We start from the raw sequence: 17,723 nt of genomic DNA on the forward strand, positions 1-17,723 counted from the left end.
TTGCCAGATGCCAGTAGTTCTCCCGTATAAAGCACCATGGCCAGCAAAGCCTCTTGCTTGCTTCCCTCGAGGCTGTGGGCGATCATCATAATCTCGGGCCCGTAAAACGATTTCAATCTCTCGATCAGCAGTCAAATTGCCCAGATCCACTTTGCATGAAAAAGGTGTGAATCCCCCACGATGTCGAGCCACTTCCTCACCATTGACCCAAACAGTAGACTCATAATCCACAGCCTGAAAGTGAACCAGGACTTGGTCTGTCTTCCATTCTGTTGGAACCTTGACACGCTTCCGATACCAGACACAGATCAAGTGATCTTTATTCTCAATCCCAGACAGTTTGGATTCAGGGCAAAAGGGGACCTGAATTGTTTGGGCCAATGATCTGGTCAGCAGTCCACGTTGGAGTCCGCTGTCGCCTTGATCCACTCCAAATTCCCAAGGACCATTCAGGCAGAGCCAGTCCTTGCGCTGCATTTGTGGGCGTGGATACTCGTTGCGGAGAATGTTGCTCATGTTTAACCTTGGTAGCGATAGCGAAGGACGTTGAAAGACAAAAGTGGGAGTGAAACAGTTGATTGGGTTTGATTTACCTTGGGTGGTTCCAGCAACTGGGGAACCACACGATCAGGTTGCTGCGCGGTATTTGTCAGGTAGCGATCTGGGCCTGTTAAACAGATATGTTCCAATCCACTGAGCTCAGAGAAATTTTCCAGTGAGATTTCCGCATGCAGTGCCTGGTCTGGGTGCTTGTTAACACAGAAGACGGAGATTTCCTGCAGCTCTTCATTGAGAACCACCGAAGTGTCCAGATAGGAGGCCTGGTCACGAATCGTACAATCATATGTTGGTGAAGCAACCTGAGCTTGAAGCGCAGTGCCCCGACCATATTTGGAAGCCAAGTAATATGGATAGAAGATAGTTTGTTTCCAGACAGCGCCGCCCTTTTCAGTAGAAATAGGAGCAATGACATTGACGAGCTGGGCCATGCAAGCAATTTTGACAATGTCTGCATTACGGATAAAGGAGTTGATCACCGTGCCCACAAGTAGGGCATCCTCCAGATTATAGGGGTCTTCAAACAGGTGTGGAGCTTCAGGCCAGTTCCAGGCCTTTAGGAGTTCGTGGTCCCTCTTGTTAGTGTGATACCATGGGTTCCATTCGTCAAAGCAGATGTAGACATCATTCTTTGCTCGTTTCTTGGCCTTGATGTACCGGATGACGCTGCGGACAGTGCTGATGTATTCATCCAGTTCATAGTGGCTAGCAAGATAACTTAGAGTGTCCTTGGGATAGTTATTCCAGTACTTGTGCAGCGAGATGTAGTCAACGGATTCATAGCTTTGATCAAGCACCTCTGCTTCCCATTCAGGATAGGTCGCCATCTTGTCATTGGAACTGCCACAGACGATGAGTTCCAAGTCTTCATCAAATTTCAGATAGGTCTTGGCAGTCTCGTTTGCCAAACGGCCATATTCGTAGGCTGTTTTGTGCCCTACCTGCCAGGGACCATCCATCTCGTTGCCCAAACACCACATCCGAATATTGAATGGTTCTGGATAGCCGTGTTGTTTACGCAAGTCTCCCCAAGCAGCGCCAGAATTGTCATTGCAGTACTCCAGTAGATTGCGAGCGTCTTCAATCCCTCTCGATCCAAGATTGATCGCCATCATATAGGCGGTGTTGGCCTGTTGACACCAGTCATGAAATTCAGCGATGCCAAACTGGTTGGTCTCGATTGTTCTCCAAGCTAGATCCAGGCGCTTGGGTCTCAATTCACGGGGACCAACGCTGTCTTCCCATTTGAAGGCAGAAACGTAGTTCCCTCCAGGATAGCGAATGACAGGAACCTGTAGGTCTCGAATAATGTCCAGAACATCTGTTCGAAAACCTTGCTCATTGCTGGAAGGGTGACCTGGTTCATAAATTCCTTCGTAAATCGCCCGGCCGAGGTGCTCCAGAAATGAGCCGTAAATACGATTATCGATTGGAGCAATCTGGAATTTTGCATTCGTGGTGATGGATGCTTTCATAGTTGGTAATCACTCTGGGAAATGAGAAACACAGTCAAAGCCTGAAAAGAAGAGGGCGTATTTGCACGAGAAATTAATCTGACAACAGATAAATTAGTCGATTGTACTTCGATCAAACTTTATCAAGAGATTGGGGGCCATAAAATTTGTTCTGGCAGAGCCATTGCCTCAGGCTGCGTGATTCTCAAGAGAACTTATCCCTTGATTCCAGAGGTCATCATCAAGGCGTTGGTCACTTTCTTTTGGAAGACCAAGTAGGCTGCAGCGACGGGGAAACCTGCCAGAACAGCTAGAGCCATTTCTCTTGCGTAGCGGACTCCAAAAGCGTCTTGTACGCTGGAGATCGCAATTGTCACAGTAAATTTTTCTTCCTGGGTAGTCATGATGAAAGGCCACCAGAATTGATTCCATGCTCCGATGTAGGTCACAATCGCCAGAGCAGCAGTGATTCCAAAACTCATTGGGAAATATAGGTTCAGCAGTAGATTGTGTTCTTTCGCGCCATCAAGAATAGCAGCCTCTCGTAATTCTCTGGGAACTGCGTCAAAGAATTGTTTAAAGACTACCACACAAACTGGTGAGATGATTTGTGGCAAGATGATGCCAGCCCAGGTGTTGATTAGGTTGAAATCTGCGATGAGAACGAACAAGGCAATGACCAGAGCAGTCGTAGGCACCATGATACTGGCGAGTACCATCCACCAGAGGACGCGCTTTCCTGGGAAGTTTAATTGAGATAGTGCATAGCCGCACATCATGCTGATGATGATCACCAACAACGTAATCAGGATGGAGGTGCCTAGAGAATTGATGTACCAAGTGAGGATATTGCTTTCCTTGAAGACTCGCACATATTCAATGAGAGTCATGCTAGTTGGAACAATTTCTGTGTTTTTTGATGTGACGTCTACTTCGTGTTTGATAGAGGTGGCGATAGCCCAATAAACTGGAAATATCCAAGTGATCGCAAAGATTGCAGTAAGCAGGGAAAGAAGAATATTTGGGATGCGCTGACTCATATAAACCTCTTAGTCTTCCTGCTTTTTAAGGACCTGATACTGAAGTATCGAAGTCATCAGGATGATACCGAAAAGTACAAGAGAGATTGCAGCTGCGTACCCACCATCGTTGTTTTGGAAGGCCTTGTTGTAAACCAATTGGAGAACGACCAGGGTCGAATTGAAGGGCCCTCCTCCTGTAAGCAGATACATTTGATCGAAGATCTTCATCTGAAAGATCAACTGTAGAGTCAGTACCAAGGCAGTAACGGGCCAGATCAGTGGCCAGGTGATGTAACGAAACTGTTTGATACGGGAGGCTCCTTCCATCTCGGAAGCCTCGTAGATTTCTGGATTGATATTGCGGAGTCCTGCGATGAACAGAACAATGTTGAAGCCGATCGTCCACCAGATTGTGATGAAGGCGACCATGGGCATAGCCCAGTATCTGGAAGTGAAAAAGTTGATTCTTTTTGTGTCAAAAGCATCGAGGATCTCTTGAATAATTCCAAATTGCTTAGACAACAACCACGTCCACATTTCAGTGACAACAGTGACGGGTAAGATGTGTGGAATGAAGAAACATGCGAGAATGACTGCCTGAAAAATTGGCCGATGACGAATTACCATCATCGCAAACATCAATCCCAGTAGTGTGTTAGGAACAACTGTCCAGAGTACAAAAACACCTGTGTTACTCAGCGCCTTCCAAAACAGTTTGTCGTTGATCAGCTTGCTGTAGTTTTCTAGGCCAATCCACTCACCTGTGCCGACGAGAGGGGCTTTTTGGAAACTTAGAGTGATCTGGTAGATGGTTGGATAGATTAGGAATAGAGTGTAGGCCAAGATGAATGGTGCAATGAGCACCAAAGCGTACACAATTTCTTCTCGTTTATATTTCATAATGAATTCTGGAAACGGTGCCCGAAGGCACCGTAAGATTGAATGTTATTCGATCTGTGGTTCCAGAGTCTCCTTCATCATTTCAATGGCTTCTTCGGACTCCAACTGACCATTGACCGAAGGCAAGATGAAATTTTGTATAGCATCATAAACAGGCGAGGCTACCCCAGCGATCTTCGACTTGGGATCGAATGCCGCGTTTTCTGCCAAGACGGCATAAGTCGCATTAGGTTCCATCTTCTTATACTCAGCACTGTCTACAATTGGCTTGTAGCCAGGGATATGACCAGCCGTTGCCCAGAATAGACTGTTCTGATTCATCCAAGAGATTACCTTTAGGACAGCTTGGAGTTTCTCCTGGGAGATTGGCTTTCGGTCACTATGAGGGACCGCAAAAGCATGAGAATCTGCCCAGGTTGCGGGCTTATCGTACATAACTGGAATTCGTACAGCACCCCACTCAAAGCCAAGCTTGTCGTTCTTGGAAAGATCCGTAAAGGTTGGAACTTCCCAAACTCCGTTAAAGTGCATGGCAGCTTTGCCGGAAGTGAAGAGTGCAATCGCATCAGGGTAGGCAGTCTCACTAGAAATCAATTCTTCACCAACCCATGATGTAATCTGCGCAGTTACGTTGGCGCAGTTGTCTGCTGGACAGACAGATTTACCAGATATGAACTGGGCTCCGTTGATCTGATTTAACATGGAGTACCACAGTCTCCAAACTGTACCACCATCAGCAGTCGCTAAACTGGCTCCATATTCTGCCCCATTGTCCTTCAGCTTTCTCAACCCAGCCGTGAAATTCGCTACTCCATCCAAATTTGGGAGGCCGTTGCTATTAAGGAGTCCGGCTTTGCCTAGTAAATCCTTATTGTAGTAGAGAACCATCGCATGGATATCAAGGGGGACACCGTATGTTTTGCCGTCAACATTTGCTGCCTCCCAGTTGGCTGGGAAATACTTGTCTGGACCAAGCCCAACACTAGAGAGCTCCGCTGCGCTGAAGGGTCTCAAGATTCCTGTAGGTACTGCTAGTGGAAAGCGAGAAAGGTGGTAGGTCATGATGTCGGGTTGCTCTCCGACAGCAGCCGAGGTTTGGATCTTTGTATAAAAGGGAACTCCCCATTGCAGTGTTGATGCGTTGATCTTGACGTCTGACTGCGAAGTGTTGAATTGCTCAATGAGTGACTTCATTCGCACACCATCGCCACCACCTAAGAAGTCCCACCAAGTCACCTCAGTGGTTGCCATCGCCTGCATTGGTAGAGAGAGTAGAATGGAAGAAGCCAGAGCTAATAAACCTTTTTTCATGTGATAATCCCTGAATGGAGTTATGCCTTAAGCTCGGATTGAAAAAATCGATTCGAACGGATTACCGCCTACATAGAGCCTCCTGTTGATTTGAGTTAATTGAACGCCAACCGGTGCTTCATATCCGTTGACCATTCAAGACGATAGTTCAAGACACGCCCAGAAGCTGAAGGTTGGTCAAGATATCGTTGAAGTTCCGTCACTGAATCTTGAATGATGGAACGTAATGGGATCGCCATGGTATGAATTTCAAGATTGGGATCATTGGTGATCGGTAGTCCATCAAAACTCACTAGAACATGTCGATCACGTAATTCTTTACCAAAGGCGATCATGGCGCTGTGCAATCCAATAGCAGTCCAATCATTTGCTGTAATCAAACCCCGCTTGGTAGTAATCTGATCATTCTTCAAGATCTCCTGTCCGGCACTAAGCCCGCCCGTGTAGTTCATGCGACAGGGGAAATGTTCCAGATCATGACCATGCTCCTCACAAAAATTCTTTGCTCCAAGATAACGGTCTCTAGAAGCTGGAATATGATTGGGACCAACAAAGCAGAAAGACTTGACGCCTAGTGAATACAGATAATTAGCTGCTTGATAGCCGGCATCGAAATTATCCACTTGTAGGATGCTGACTTGGGAACCTGGTTGTGGCTTAGCGTCTAAAAAAATGCCTAAAATCGGAGGCCCTCCCAACCGTTGAGTTGAGATTACTTCATTGCCGGCCATCCCCATTATGATGAGAGCATCCTCTTCTTCGGGTAGCTTGGTATTCTTGTCAATACGCTCAATCACAGAGCGAATTCCTTCATGCTGAAGCGCACCCTGTAGCTGTTCCAATAGCATCGAATAGAAAGGGTCGTTACCAAGCTTCAGTTGCCGATCCACCAAGATTCCGACGGTGGTTAAACGGTCTTTTCGTAGATCTACAGCGTAGTTCCCACTCCCTCGCTGTCGGGTAACAAGTTGCTCACTCTCTAAGCGATCTAACACTTGCCGAATTCTTGCCCGGCTAACTCCTAGATTTACCGCTAAGCTACGTTCACTCGGTAATCGTTGACCAGGATGACGGGTGATCATTTCTTTGATAGTGAGTGCTAACTCGTCCTGCTTCACTAACATGGGCTCTCATACATAGCTGCGGTACGATATTTTTCTGGCGGATCAGATTTATTGATATTCGATGCGTGACAGCCAATGTTTGCCCAATTTCGACCAAAAATAACCAATTATCTTCTCCGTAGTCAAGAATGAAATGAGTTTCTTTAAAAAAAACAGATAAATGATTTTATTAAATAAATTTATCGATCTGTTTTGCAATTATAATTATTATTTATTGATTTATCGATAAATAAAGTAAACCAATTTTAAACCAAATTATGATATTGGTTTTTGTTGGATGAACTGCGCTGAGAACGTGATCTCACTTTGAAGGCAATGTCGTGGGAGTGGTAAGTGTGGACAAAGAAAAAACTTCACCAAATATCAAACAGTGGTGGTTCAGTCTGTTCCAACTCTTGCCAGTCCAGATCTAAGCCCAGACCAGTTTTGGAACTACTAGATACTTTGCCGCTTGGATTAACTTGGAGAGGTTGACTGGAAGGAATGAGGAAGTCCTGCTGGGGTACCGCGATTTCAAAATACTCACCACAGCCAGTACCTAGGCCAACTTGTAGAGTCGCAGCTGTTGAAATAGGACTTCCCCAGGCTACTAATTCTAAACCCAAACCTAGAGCAGTAGTGATGTTTGTGATCTTCAATAGTGGAGTAATTCCACCACTCATTGCAAGGTCAACGCGCGCTGTGTTCCAACAGCCTGTAGGAAGCATCACGGCAAGTTCCTCTGGTTCAACCACACTCAAGCCAGCTGGAAGGATCTGAAGCTCAGTTGACTGGCAGAGCTTTCGATAATCTGAGTAGTTTCGATCTGGCAATGGAGCTTCCAGCCAAATAAAGCCAGCTCCCTGCATGTGTTCGGCAACTTGGAGAGCCCCTGGCAGATCGTAGCCACACTCTGCATCAAACATGAATCCGAATTGCTGCTCCTGGAACTCCCGAGCGATTGTTTTGATCAGTTTTATGTCTGGATCAGGAACACACTCATTATGAAACTTGAAAGTAGTAAGGCCTAGCTGAGCAAGTTGACGGATGAACTCCACGTTTGCAGTTGGATTTTCAAGAACAGGAATACTCGCATAGGCTTGTAGAACGTCACGTTTTCCACCAAGTAGGCTTGATAAAGGCAGATCATTTTGCTTTGCTCGCAGATCCCACATCGCAATATCCAGGGTCGCAATTGCACTGTTGTGGATATACGGACGACGCTCTGCCATCCACAGCCAGTTTTCTTCAACCCGAAGTCCATCTTTTCCAAGCAAACCCCTGAGCAATGGTTTCATGCTATACGCGATGCTCAGATCAATATCTCGTTCGCTACAACTGCTGACCGCACCGATCCCGGTTTGTCCATCTTTTGTTTCGAGACGAACGAGCGTGTCTGTGTTGGTCATCTCTGGCATCCAGGCAGACCAAGAATATTCTTTGGAGCCATATTGGATAGCATAGACTCGAATACGCTCAATCAAAGAAGTAGAAAATTCCAGTTGCTTCTGAAGTGTCTCTGTCACTTGTACCTACAAAAATAGTTGAAAAGTGATGGTAGTGTTCCACTCTCTAAAGGTTTGCCTGAAAGAAAACTAGTGTTTTCTCCCCCGACTCTCCTCTGCGTTTAGCAAGAATTCTAGTAAATAGGTGGGTAGATCCAAAACATGATCCAACCCCCCTAGAGGAGAGCTGCCATGAGAAATCCAATTATCAGAAATACCGCGCTGTTCCTAATGACTGGTGCGATGGAAGATCATCAGCGAAAGTTAGCCAAGAAAGTAGAAATCAAAAGGCTAGAGGAAGAAAAGGCAAAGAATGAGGAGAGCTACGGGTGGCAGTTGAGTGGGCCCACTTTCACCAGAGAGCGAGATCTAGTGAGCCAGATCCTAAAAGAATTTTCAGTTGGTGTGAAACCAGCCCACTGATTCAAAGTAGAAATGCCAACACCAGTGGATGGTTTTCTTCGCTGGCGCTAATGATGGAGCGTTAAACTTTTAAAAATAAATGATCTCTTGAAAACCAAGTTGGTAATCAATCCTTTCCACGATCCGGTCTGACTCATCTAAGTTCCTATCTTGATTTCTACAGACCAAATCCCAAGGGAAATCCTGCAATTTTAAGAACTTGCGAACACCCCACCCCGCATTGAGGATTCAATTTTCATGGGCATTTCCGTCGCAGCTTGCGCCCGGATCTCAGCAATACGCTGTTGTGCTGCCGTTGCGGTCTCTTCGCTATCGTAGGTAGTGATTACTGCAAAGCTCAATTCTCCCGTCTGCACCATCTTGACAGAAGATGCTCCCATGGACATCACCAGGGGGACATACTTCTCACGCGCTAAAGTTTTCGTTCCATCGCTCTATTCCGTTATATTCCGAAGTGAAATTGTAACGTAGGATATAATGCTTCTCTTCTCCGTATAAGTGTTCTCAGAATAAACCATCAGGATCAACATTCAGATAGCCTTGATTCATTTTCTAGATCAGGGGTCCACCCCCTTCCAGAGAACTCCTCTTGCTGATCATGAGACCTTTACAAGCTGACTATCAAGAAGACTTCTTCCTGCCATTGAGTCAATAGAAATTAAGTTTCTTCGGCAAATGAGCTGTTACTTTTTGGTAAAGCCGCACTTTGGAAAAAGTCTTACCGGATGCTTTTTCATAAAGCCAGAAGGATCCTCAGAAAATACATACCGGATGCTTTAAAATTTTTTGCTAGATTTGACACTCGTCAATTAAATCCATTCTTCCAGCCCATATAATGATCTCAAAGCAAGACTCCAGAGCTTGCATTTCCTGCAACTGAATCCAAGGAGGTCCAAATGACGAGCTTCAACCAGTTGGGCAAATTGATGGTTGTGATGGGAATTCTGTTTGTCTTGGGAGCTGGTTTTGTGCTTTACAAGATTCAGGATGGGTATGATTCGCTACAAGCCTTCAGTGCTGCTCAAAATGTTGTCTTGAAGTACAACGAGCAGGGAAAATTGCTGGATCGTGGAAAGCCTGAAGTAGCCCAGAAGATCTTGCGTCTTTTTACTGAGGACTGGGGCTATCCGGTAGTCGAATCAGAACTGGATCCGAATGATCTCCTTGTGAATACTGCTTCCGAGTACATGTAACAGATGGCAGTGATTGGCTACCACGTGCTACATGGCAACCACGAAGGTGTCCTGACAGAAAATCAAGAGTACAAGGGTAAAGTCTATCTGGCAGGATCTTATGAGGTTCCTGTGAATGGGCGTTACTGGACTGGTTTTGATCGGATGCATCCGCTGGATGGGAAGGTTCGTGAAATGGCATGGAGTGGAGTGGCTCACAGCCTGATTGCTGAACTTGGAGTCGGCACTGTCACCGCTTCTACTCTTCAATTAGGGTTGACTGTAGCAGTCTTGATGGCTGGCTTGGGTGGTTATTGATTTTGTTGAGATCCGGACTGCAATGGGCTAACTGCTCTGTGGAATTAGCTCCAAAAGCCCGTGCATCTAAACCAAGAGTGCTCAAAGCAGATGGAAGTTCTGCCTTGGCTGTCTGAAAGCTAGCAGATTCAAACTATCTTCAGAAAGGTACTTTAGATGTTTTGATTAGAACAGAATTTACAGAAAGGAGAAGTAGGAGAAGATTAGATCAGAGAGCAACCTCGATTTACTTTAGCTCGCCATAGAAAATTCAACCATGCGTCGGCTGCGTCGGCGCTCTTGTGGAGTAGGGTTGTAAATCATCTCCCCGAAGCGATTGATGATAGCAACACGCTCTTGGACAGCGATACTTCTTGCTTGTCGGAGAACGCTGTCAAAGTCCAGCCCCTCCTGGTTTTCAGTATAATGGATGATATCCGCCAACAACGCGGCAGGAGATTGTCCAATATACTGATTTTCTAGGAGATCCTCGATTTTGTTGACACTGTTGAGTAGACTGCTCATGTTCCCTCTTTAAAATTTGTCAGATTAATAAAATTTTGTTTCTGAAATTTGCCTTCCAGCTCAGATCATCTCCGGTCGGTATTTGTTCCAGGCAAACTCCCAGAAATCGACACTACAACTCAGTTGTGGGGGGATACTTGGATTACGTCCTTCTACTCCCCTACTAGTAACTGTACCATCCCCAAGCCGATATCCCTGTAAGCGCGCATCGACCTCTAGCTTGAAGAAAGCCTCTTTGTCCGTGCGTTTAAGCTGGCTGACGACTTTCTTTTCAGTGACCGCACAAGGGTTGACCTGAAAACCTTTGCTTGGGACCACATAACCAATGACTGCCAGGCCCAGTAAGAAGACGGTGAGTGCTGTTTTCATTTGATTTTCTCGTTATGAGTTAGTGATTCAATTCTCTTTGAGGAGAATGTTTTTGAAGCAGTTTGGAAGCCGTTCCGTTATCTAGTGACTTAAAAGTCACAAAAAATGATATTATATGTCAACATAAAATTAATATTTTTATGAAAAATAAACATATACTACTGTAATTATACGTATTAATTTTAAAAAAAAATTAATTTTTAATAAAAATATATTTTTTTAATAAATAAATAATATTTGGATTGATCTGAGATGTCTCTCCAACAGCTATTTCTTTTCTTGCCGTACAACAAATCCAACCTTAGGATTCTTGATCAAAAATCAGAGTGAGTGATGCCCACACTCTGAAGTGACGATTTACCTTCTCTGAGTACGGTATGACCTCCATTGATGGTTTTGAGATTTTAGTATCCTCACCAGTGTTCTTTTGGGTGATGGCTGGACTAGCAGTGTTGGCGGTGACTATCTCCAAGTCTGGCTTTGGGGGAGCTTTGGGGTCCCTGAGTTTACCGTTGCTCCTCTTTATCTTACCTCCCAAGATTGCTCTGGGCGTGCTGCTACCTTTGTTTTTGATTACAGATGTATGGGTAGTGTACATTTGGCGCCGCATGTTGGATCGTCGAATTCTGATGATCATGTGTGGCTTTGGCCTTCTCGGACAGTTGCTTGGTTGGCTACTTTTTGATTGCCTGAGCGATCGCCTGCTCACATCGCTGATTGGACTGATTGCCATTATCACGGCTATGAACTATGGCTGGCGTCGCGTACGACCAGGTAAGCGCACTTCGGCCGAGATTGCTGTACTGGTAGCAAAGAGAATCTGGCAAAGAGGGTTTGTTTGGTGTGGCCTGTCGGGGGTCTCTAGTTTTGTATCGCTTTCCGGTGGGATTCCTGCCCAGATCTTTCTGTTACCTCATGGACTAGTTCGGCAAGCATTTGTTGGTACGTTGAGCGTCTATTTTTTTGTAATCAATATCGCCAAGATCCCTTTTTACGTGGAAATTGGTATCTTCACAGGAGAGACGATTCAGATCTCTCTGTGGTTGGTGCTAGTGATTCCGGTGGGTGTGTTGATTGGCAGGTGGCTAAATCAGAACATGAGTGACCAGATCTTTTACGATATCAGTCATCTCGCTCTATTGGGGATGGGTGGTAGGTTGCTCTTCAGTGCATTGTAATTGGTAGCATCCTTCAGGGACGACGTTTGAAACCTTCATCTTCCCAGGTAAGGAAGCGAGTTCCAATCACTTCTGCAGTATCATTCACGACAACGAAGGCATCGGGATCTGTTTCGAAGAGATGTTGCTTGAGACGCCCAAGTTCTAATAAATTGATTACAGTGTAAACAACTCGTTTCGAAGCTTGAGAATGAGATCCTTCAGCAAGGAAGTAGGTGGCTCCTCGGTCAATTTTCCGAATGGCTTGGTGCACAACCTCTTCAGGATGTTCTGTGATGATGAAGACAGACTTGCGCTGTGAAAAGCCCGTCAGTACGCGCTGCATAACCCAGGAAAATACAAACATATAAATTCCGGTGTAGAGCGCAATGTCCAAATTATAGAGCACCGCATTGGTGCTCAGAACGGTCAGGTTAATCACATTGAAGGTAGTACCAATTGGGATGGCAAAACGTTTTTTCAGAACTGTGCCGAGAATATCCATTCCTCCAATGGACCCACCAAGTCGCAAATAGAGTCCGGCTCCGATTCCACTGAGAACACCCGCCAAGATTGCGGCTGTCAAGGGATCCTTCGCCTCAATGGGCACATGAATCCACTCTAGTGCCAGAGAATAGATCAGCATTCCGCAGAGACTCAGCATAATATAGCGCAGGGAAAACTCTCTAAAGCCAACAATGAAGATTGGAATGTTGATCAAGGCATATAGAATTCCCAAAGATATCTGGTCAGTGAGCGAATAAATCAGCAGGGCCAAACCAGTTGCACCTCCAGCGAAATAATTCTGAGGGATGAGAATTGCGTTTACCACAGCGCCGAAGATGGCACACCCAATCCCCATCATCAGCAAGGTGTACCAGAAGCGCCAGGAGCGTAGATCGTTAAGCAACTCTTGAATCTGTTCCTTCATTTTTGTTTATAGGCAAAGCGTCGTTTTGCAGAAATGATGTTTCCTATTCTGAGCTCTATAAATTAGCATTATGAATGGATGTGACAAGGTGAGGACAGTTGAACTCAGTGGGTTAAATCTTTCATTTGTATAGCCAATGCAATTCTATGAGCGCATCAAATTATTTTTGTGGAGAAAACGATGATTGCCAAAAATTCATCTTACCTGCTGGGTATACTGCTCTGGTTATTCTGTGGAGGATTTATCCAGTCAGCGTGGGCCTATAACACTGAGGACTTGAGACGCCTAAAGGCAACGGGTAGCTGCCCACGGTGTGACCTCAGCGCAGCAGCTTTAGAAGAGTTGCAACTGTTTCGCTCGAATCTTTCCGGAGCGAATCTTTCCGGAGCGAATCTTTCCAGAACCAATCTCATTGCAGCAGATCTGAGTCGGGCGGACTTGTCTGGGGCAATTTTATCTGGAGCGAACCTTTCTGGGGCAGACTTGTCTTCAGCGAATCTAAGTACGGCTGAACTGTTGGCAACCGAACTGACACTTGTTGATTTCTCAGGAGCAAAGTTAGAACGTGCTAGCCTGGAGAAAGCTAATCTACTCAAGGCGAAACTTCCCAATGCTGATCTCAGTTGGGTTAGTTTGCGGGGAGCCAATCTGACGCTAGCGGATTTTTATAAGTCAGATCTTTGGGAAGCTGATCTGTGGGGTGCGACTCTATGGGGTGCCACGTTCTGGAATGCTGATCTGCGAACTGCCAAACTCCGCGGTTCTAACTTGGATGGAGCCAACTTTGAGGGTGCTAAGCTGAGTATCGACCTGGCGGAAGGAACGATTCTCTGTGATACGATTTTACCGGATGGTCACATTATCCGGAGTGGATGCTAGTTTGTTTTCTGGATGTGAAATTACCAGTCGAAGTCATCAGTACTTTTAGCTTTTTTCTCACGAACCTGATTGGCGATTGGAGATAACGAAAGGACGTATTCAGCGATAGCTTCCAGATCTTCATCAGGTAGCTTTTGGTAGTGCTCAATTGCCATTCCCATCAAATCTCCCAGAAAATCTCCATTAGGTACCATTCCCGTCTGCAGGGCATACACCAGATCATCATGGCTCCAACCTCCAATTCCAGTCTCTTTGTCAGGCGTAATGTTTGGGGTCAATTTTCCTTCAGGGCCCTCTTTGGCACCGGCATAAGCTAGATCAGATCGAAGAACTCCCAATTGATTCCGCGGCGTATGGCATTCTGCACAGTGTGCGACAGCTTCTGTCAGATAACGACCACGGTTCCATGATCCAGAGCGGCTTGGATCGGATTTGATAGGCTCTGGATCATGGAAGAGAATATTCCAGAACCAAGCATTCAAACGTAGATTGAAGGGGAACTTCAGTTCGTGGGGCTGATTGTTTTGCTGGATGGGAGGAAGGCTGAAGAGATAGTCTTTGAGATGCAATAGATCCTCTGCACTCATCTTGGAGAATGCGGGATAGGGAAAGCTCGGAAAGTAATGCTGCCCCTCTGGCCCTATCCCCTCTCGCATAGCACGAACGAAGTCTTCATCACTCCAAGAGCCAATTCCCGTGGTTGGATCTGGAGTGATGTTGTTGGCATAGAAGACCCCATAAGGTGTAGGAAGTGGCCGTCCCCCGGCTAGAAGTGATCCTTTATTCTCCACATCAGTGTGGCAGCCACAACCACCAGCCGCATGAAAAATCTGCTCTCCAGCAATCGGGTTAGGAGTGCGAGCCTGGGCACTGGTGAAAATCAGTAGACAAACCAGGCAACTCAGACCAAATAGCCCATACTTCAATTGGAGGCACGGTAGTTGTCGTGGCAGTTTTTGCACGCTCCTCCAACAGCCCCAACAGCTCTGCCAATGGCTTTCATATCACCAGATTGAGAAACAGTCACCAGTTCTCCACTAGCATCTACTAGGCGCTGGGAGGCCTTTCCAAAGCCCTTTTGATCTGTCCAAATGCTCTCCAAGGCCCCAGTATCACCAAAGTCAGATCCTTCTGGAAACATTGAGGGGACGATCTTCGCTGCATTCTGGATTGCGACTGCGTGATCTGTAATGTGTCCTTTGTAGTCTCCAAGTCCAGCTCGGACAATTCTTGAGATTGCTCCGATGTGCCCTCGCATTGAGGTATAGACTGCTTTCCGATATTTAATGACATCGTCTGTGTTATCTGCCCAGGAAACAGAGGGGATGAAGAGCCCTCCAAGTATAATTGCAATCAATAGGTTCTTAGGTTGAAGCATGAGAGCTGACTCGATTGGGGTTGGTGCGAATAAATATTTTTCATCGGGGATACAGATTTCTGCTGAGACTCCGATTTCAGCATAATATTGCTTCAATACAGGTTGAGCAGAGATTCTTTGGCCAATTATGGTGATCTTTACTGACAATAAATCAAGGACTCTATGTACAGTTCTTTTCAGTCTTGAGAAAATCATGGTGATTTGCTTTCTGAATTGGCAACATCTTCCCACGATTTTTATTTACTTAATTGATTTACAAAATCATTTATTTTAGCTTCAGATTATTTGAAAAATATTAACGATTTAATTAGCTGTAAAAAGGGAATAAGTTGACAGTAGTTGTGAATGTCGAAGACCTGAGAAAGCGTGCAAAGCGCCGATTACCCAAAATATTTTTTGATTATATTGATGGATCTGCATTTTCAGGCACTACGACACTACGTAACCAGGAGGACTTCAGCAATTGGTGCTTAATTCAGAAAGTTTTAGCATTGAAGGGTATGCCAGACCTGAGTTGTGAATTTCTTGGAGCTAGGCACACGCTTCCTTTTATGCTTGGACCGGTTGGCTTCCTTGGGCTTTACCGCGGTCGGGGAGAAATTCTTTGCGCAGAAGCTGCCAGGAAAAAAGGTATTCCTTTGTGTCTTTCAACCTTTTCGATCGCCAGTTTAGCGACTCTGCAGAGAGAAGTTGGAGGCACACTTCAGTTCCAACTTTATATGGACTGCCAGCGTTCTTTTGTCGAGAAGTTGGTGGAGTCAGCTGAAGACGCGGAAGTTGAGACTCTCTTCTACACTGCTGACACTGCAGTAACATCTATACGCGAAAGAGATGTCCGTAATGGATTTCGAGCGGTCAAGCGCCTTAACCCAACACTTCTTTTTTCGATGATGCAGCGTCCACTTTGGTGCTGGGATATGTGGCAATCAGGAATTCCAAGTGTAGAGGCGTTGGCTAAATACCCTGAATTTGGTACAGGTATTTTAGAGCAGGCATCTAATCTTTCTGGTCGTCTGGATTCTTCAATCATCTGGGAAGATATGAAGTGGCTTCGTAAGCTTTGGAAAAAACGACTAGTTATAAAAGGTATACTTAATTCAGATGACGCTCTTAAAGCAATAGATCACGGGGCGGATGCAATTGTTGTATCAAATCATGGCGGCCGACAACTGGATTTTGCGAATTCGACGATCTCCATCTTGCCAGAAGTTCGTAAGGCCGTTGGCAAAGATTATTGTGTGATGATTGATGGTGGGTTTCGTCGTGGATCGGAGGTCGTAACAGCCCTGGCTTTGGGGGCTAGTGGAGTGCTATTGGGCCGAGCTTATGCGTTTGGACTAGCTGCAGATGGGAAGCTAGGAGTTGAGAAAGCAATTGAGATATTTGCCAAAGAAATCTCAATCACAATGAAGTTGATGGGTGTGCCTAGTGTTGATGAGCTAAAGGAGTTTGGGGATCGCTACATTCGTCAAAGATAAAAAGACATGGTCAGAAAATTATGATCAAAACAGTAATTTTTGTGAATATCCTGAGAGAAAATGGATTCATAAAACTTTTGAACCAATCTCTTCAAGAGGCCTCAACCTGAGCGAGGTCCACTAGAAATTTTTCATTTTCCGCTGGTGTGCCAATCGACACGCGGAGAAAAGTGTCATAACCCGGCTGTGGCCAAGGTTTGACGATAGTGCCCAGTTTTAGGAGTTCTTCCGCAAATTTCGCTGAAGAACGGTTGGCATTGATGAATAGGAAATTCCCAAGAGATTCTCCAACTTGGTAGCCGCGAGATCGAAGTTCTTTGGCGAGATGCTCGCGTTGTAGGATTGTTTGCTGAACACTGTGGAGCATGTAGTCTTCGTGATCTAAGGCAACTTTGGCAGCAATCTGGGCTAAAGAATTGATGTTAAAAGGAGTGCGCGTTCGATTTAGTGCTTGACGAAGTTCGGTTGAACTGCACACGCCAAAGCCAATACGGAGTCCTGCAAGGCCCCAGCTCTTAGAAAACGTTCTAAGTAATATCCAATGTCCTTTAATTCGTTCTGTAAGCTCGAGACCACTGGTATAGTCTCCATGAACCGCGTATTCGTGGTAAGCTTCATCAAGTACTAGTAGCGTCTCGGGATGCTTGGCTTCAAATAGCTGTCTCAGTTGTTCGGGGTTCAGCCAACTTCCACTAGGATTCATCGGATTGGAAAAAATGAGTAATTTGGCCGGTTGTGCAGCCCTCTCAACAAGTTTGGCTAGATCAATCTGAAGATTGTCGTTTATCACCAGTCTTTCAACAGAACCTCCCATTAACTTGGTGTAATCTTCGTGCAGTGGGAAAGAGGGAAAGAGAGTAATCACTCGATCACCCGAATTGATAGTACTTCGACAAATAATTGAAATTAATTCTTCAGAACCGTTGCCAAAAATTATCTGTTTTTCTGGGACATCTAAACGCTGAGCAATTGCCTTTCGCAGTGGAAGAGCCTCACTGTTGGGATACAAATACAGTTCTGAATTAGCTTGGGAGAGACACTCTAAAACCTGTGGTGCTGGGCCAGTCGGGTTCTCATTTGAGGATAGCTTTGCAACTGCCGTTATTCCATAACGTGATCTCACCTCGTTTAACCCAAGTCCTGTGTTGTAGGGTGGTATCTCCATAAGTTCGGGGCGCAAGATCTTTTCGAGTGGTGCCATTGAAATGTAATTTTGTTAAGAGATTTTATTGTTAAGGATATGCTTATCCGTTTGATTACT

Annotated in this window: 20 protein-coding genes; 6 read left to right on the forward strand and 14 right to left on the reverse strand. The window is 45.5% G+C overall.

Annotated elements, in window-relative coordinates:
• The 7 genes from P8O70_01660 to P8O70_01690 all read right to left on the reverse strand — a co-directional run.
• The coding region (locus tag P8O70_01660) for a beta-galactosidase (GenBank protein ID MDG2195591.1) at positions 1–516 on the reverse strand (516 nt) is incomplete at its 3' end.
• Positions 517–518: 2 nt separating this feature from the next.
• Positions 519–2,033 (reverse strand): alpha-N-arabinofuranosidase, encoded by a 1,515-nt coding sequence (locus P8O70_01665; protein ID MDG2195592.1) that lies wholly within the window; start codon positions 2,031–2,033, stop codon positions 519–521.
• A 194-nt stretch (positions 2,034–2,227) separates the two neighbouring features.
• Positions 2,228–3,052 carry a carbohydrate ABC transporter permease gene (locus P8O70_01670; GenBank protein ID MDG2195593.1) on the reverse strand — a complete coding sequence of 275 codons (825 nt, stop codon included), beginning with the start codon at positions 3,050–3,052 and terminating at the stop codon, positions 2,228–2,230.
• A 9-nt stretch (positions 3,053–3,061) separates the two neighbouring features.
• Positions 3,062–3,937, reverse strand: coding sequence for a sugar ABC transporter permease (locus P8O70_01675; protein MDG2195594.1), 876 nt, complete (start codon positions 3,935–3,937; stop codon positions 3,062–3,064).
• A 42-nt stretch (positions 3,938–3,979) separates the two neighbouring features.
• Complete coding sequence (locus tag P8O70_01680; GenBank protein MDG2195595.1) at positions 3,980–5,245, reverse strand: extracellular solute-binding protein; 1,266 nt, start codon at positions 5,243–5,245, stop codon at positions 3,980–3,982.
• A gap of 95 nt (positions 5,246–5,340) precedes the next feature.
• Entirely contained in the window at positions 5,341–6,369 is a 1,029-nt protein-coding gene (locus tag P8O70_01685) for a GntR family transcriptional regulator (GenBank protein MDG2195596.1), read from the reverse strand.
• Positions 6,370–6,722: 353 nt separating this feature from the next.
• The gene (locus P8O70_01690) at positions 6,723–7,874 is read right to left on the reverse strand and encodes an enolase C-terminal domain-like protein (protein MDG2195597.1); all 1,152 of its coding nucleotides are present in this window, start codon (positions 7,872–7,874) and stop codon (positions 6,723–6,725) included.
• 171 nt (positions 7,875–8,045) lie between these two features.
• Between P8O70_01690 and P8O70_01695 the strand changes: the two genes are divergently transcribed.
• On the forward strand, positions 8,046–8,276 hold the full coding sequence (locus P8O70_01695; protein ID MDG2195598.1) for a hypothetical protein: 231 nt from the start codon (positions 8,046–8,048) through the stop codon (positions 8,274–8,276).
• A 191-nt stretch (positions 8,277–8,467) separates the two neighbouring features.
• On the opposite strand, the gene P8O70_01700 is transcribed toward P8O70_01695, so the two are convergent.
• Entirely contained in the window at positions 8,468–8,656 is a 189-nt protein-coding gene (locus P8O70_01700; GenBank protein ID MDG2195599.1) for a hypothetical protein, read from the reverse strand.
• A 516-nt stretch (positions 8,657–9,172) separates the two neighbouring features.
• On the opposite strand from P8O70_01700, the gene P8O70_01705 reads away from it, so the two are divergent.
• Both P8O70_01705 and P8O70_01710 read left to right on the forward strand, forming a co-directional pair.
• Positions 9,173–9,469 (forward strand): hypothetical protein, encoded by a 297-nt coding sequence (locus tag P8O70_01705; protein MDG2195600.1) that lies wholly within the window; start codon positions 9,173–9,175, stop codon positions 9,467–9,469.
• A gap of 9 nt (positions 9,470–9,478) precedes the next feature.
• Positions 9,479–9,766 (forward strand): hypothetical protein, encoded by a 288-nt coding sequence (locus P8O70_01710; protein ID MDG2195601.1) that lies wholly within the window; start codon positions 9,479–9,481, stop codon positions 9,764–9,766.
• A gap of 231 nt (positions 9,767–9,997) precedes the next feature.
• On the opposite strand, the gene P8O70_01715 is transcribed toward P8O70_01710, so the two are convergent.
• Entirely contained in the window at positions 9,998–10,270 is a 273-nt protein-coding gene (locus P8O70_01715) for a hypothetical protein (protein MDG2195602.1), read from the reverse strand.
• A gap of 60 nt (positions 10,271–10,330) precedes the next feature.
• Positions 10,331–10,639, reverse strand: coding sequence for a hypothetical protein (locus tag P8O70_01720; GenBank protein MDG2195603.1), 309 nt, complete (start codon positions 10,637–10,639; stop codon positions 10,331–10,333).
• A gap of 377 nt (positions 10,640–11,016) precedes the next feature.
• On the opposite strand from P8O70_01720, the gene P8O70_01725 reads away from it, so the two are divergent.
• Positions 11,017–11,817, forward strand: a complete 801-nt coding sequence (locus tag P8O70_01725) for a sulfite exporter TauE/SafE family protein (protein ID MDG2195604.1) — start codon at positions 11,017–11,019, stop codon at positions 11,815–11,817.
• A 13-nt stretch (positions 11,818–11,830) separates the two neighbouring features.
• On the opposite strand, the gene P8O70_01730 is transcribed toward P8O70_01725, so the two are convergent.
• On the reverse strand, positions 11,831–12,727 hold the full coding sequence (locus tag P8O70_01730) for a YitT family protein (GenBank protein ID MDG2195605.1): 897 nt from the start codon (positions 12,725–12,727) through the stop codon (positions 11,831–11,833).
• Between the two features lie 180 nt (positions 12,728–12,907).
• On the opposite strand from P8O70_01730, the gene P8O70_01735 reads away from it, so the two are divergent.
• The gene (locus P8O70_01735; protein MDG2195606.1) at positions 12,908–13,606 is read left to right on the forward strand and encodes a pentapeptide repeat-containing protein; all 699 of its coding nucleotides are present in this window, start codon (positions 12,908–12,910) and stop codon (positions 13,604–13,606) included.
• 20 nt (positions 13,607–13,626) lie between these two features.
• Here the strand turns inward: P8O70_01735 and P8O70_01740 are convergent, their stop codons facing one another.
• Both P8O70_01740 and P8O70_01745 read right to left on the reverse strand, forming a co-directional pair.
• Positions 13,627–14,568, reverse strand: a complete 942-nt coding sequence (locus P8O70_01740; GenBank protein MDG2195607.1) for a cytochrome c — start codon at positions 14,566–14,568, stop codon at positions 13,627–13,629.
• On the reverse strand, positions 14,529–15,179 hold the full coding sequence (locus P8O70_01745) for a cytochrome c (protein MDG2195608.1): 651 nt from the start codon (positions 15,177–15,179) through the stop codon (positions 14,529–14,531). The genes P8O70_01740 and P8O70_01745 overlap by 40 nt, the downstream gene beginning before the upstream one ends.
• Before the next feature lie 134 nt (positions 15,180–15,313).
• On the opposite strand from P8O70_01745, the gene P8O70_01750 reads away from it, so the two are divergent.
• Entirely contained in the window at positions 15,314–16,462 is a 1,149-nt protein-coding gene (locus tag P8O70_01750) for an alpha-hydroxy acid oxidase (GenBank protein MDG2195609.1), read from the forward strand.
• Between the two features lie 91 nt (positions 16,463–16,553).
• Here P8O70_01750 and hisC read toward each other — a convergent pair whose 3' ends face one another.
• A complete protein-coding gene (hisC, locus tag P8O70_01755) occupies positions 16,554–17,642 on the reverse strand; it encodes a histidinol-phosphate transaminase (GenBank protein ID MDG2195610.1) in 1,089 nt (362 codons plus the stop codon).
• Between the last annotated feature and the right edge of the window lie 81 nt (positions 17,643–17,723).

The sequence above is a fragment of the SAR324 cluster bacterium genome (assembly GCA_029245725.1).
In the GTDB taxonomy this organism is placed as follows: domain Bacteria; phylum SAR324; class SAR324; order SAR324; family NAC60-12; genus JCVI-SCAAA005.

Bases quoted from the DNA above. Each gene is read 5' to 3' on its own strand.
- P8O70_01735 (MDG2195606.1), top strand. From the start codon at position 12,908: ATGATTGCCAAAAATTCATCTTACCTGCTGGGTATACTGCTCTGGTTA.
- P8O70_01705 (MDG2195600.1), top strand. From the start codon at position 9,173: ATGACGAGCTTCAACCAGTTGGGCAAATTGATGGTTGTGATGGGAATT.
- P8O70_01695 (MDG2195598.1), top strand. From the start codon at position 8,046: ATGAGAAATCCAATTATCAGAAATACCGCGCTGTTCCTAATGACTGGT.
- P8O70_01665 (MDG2195592.1), bottom strand. From the start codon at position 2,033: ATGAAAGCATCCATCACCACGAATGCAAAATTCCAGATTGCTCCAATC.
- P8O70_01685 (MDG2195596.1), bottom strand. From the start codon at position 6,369: ATGTTAGTGAAGCAGGACGAGTTAGCACTCACTATCAAAGAAATGATC.
- P8O70_01730 (MDG2195605.1), bottom strand. From the start codon at position 12,727: ATGAAGGAACAGATTCAAGAGTTGCTTAACGATCTACGCTCCTGGCGC.
- P8O70_01670 (MDG2195593.1), bottom strand. From the start codon at position 3,052: ATGAGTCAGCGCATCCCAAATATTCTTCTTTCCCTGCTTACTGCAATC.
- P8O70_01720 (MDG2195603.1), bottom strand. From the start codon at position 10,639: ATGAAAACAGCACTCACCGTCTTCTTACTGGGCCTGGCAGTCATTGGT.
- P8O70_01745 (MDG2195608.1), bottom strand. From the start codon at position 15,179: ATGATTTTCTCAAGACTGAAAAGAACTGTACATAGAGTCCTTGATTTA.
- P8O70_01700 (MDG2195599.1), bottom strand. From the start codon at position 8,656: ATGGGAGCATCTTCTGTCAAGATGGTGCAGACGGGAGAATTGAGCTTT.
- P8O70_01715 (MDG2195602.1), bottom strand. From the start codon at position 10,270: ATGAGCAGTCTACTCAACAGTGTCAACAAAATCGAGGATCTCCTAGAA.
- P8O70_01725 (MDG2195604.1), top strand. From the start codon at position 11,017: ATGACCTCCATTGATGGTTTTGAGATTTTAGTATCCTCACCAGTGTTC.
- P8O70_01680 (MDG2195595.1), bottom strand. From the start codon at position 5,245: ATGAAAAAAGGTTTATTAGCTCTGGCTTCTTCCATTCTACTCTCTCTA.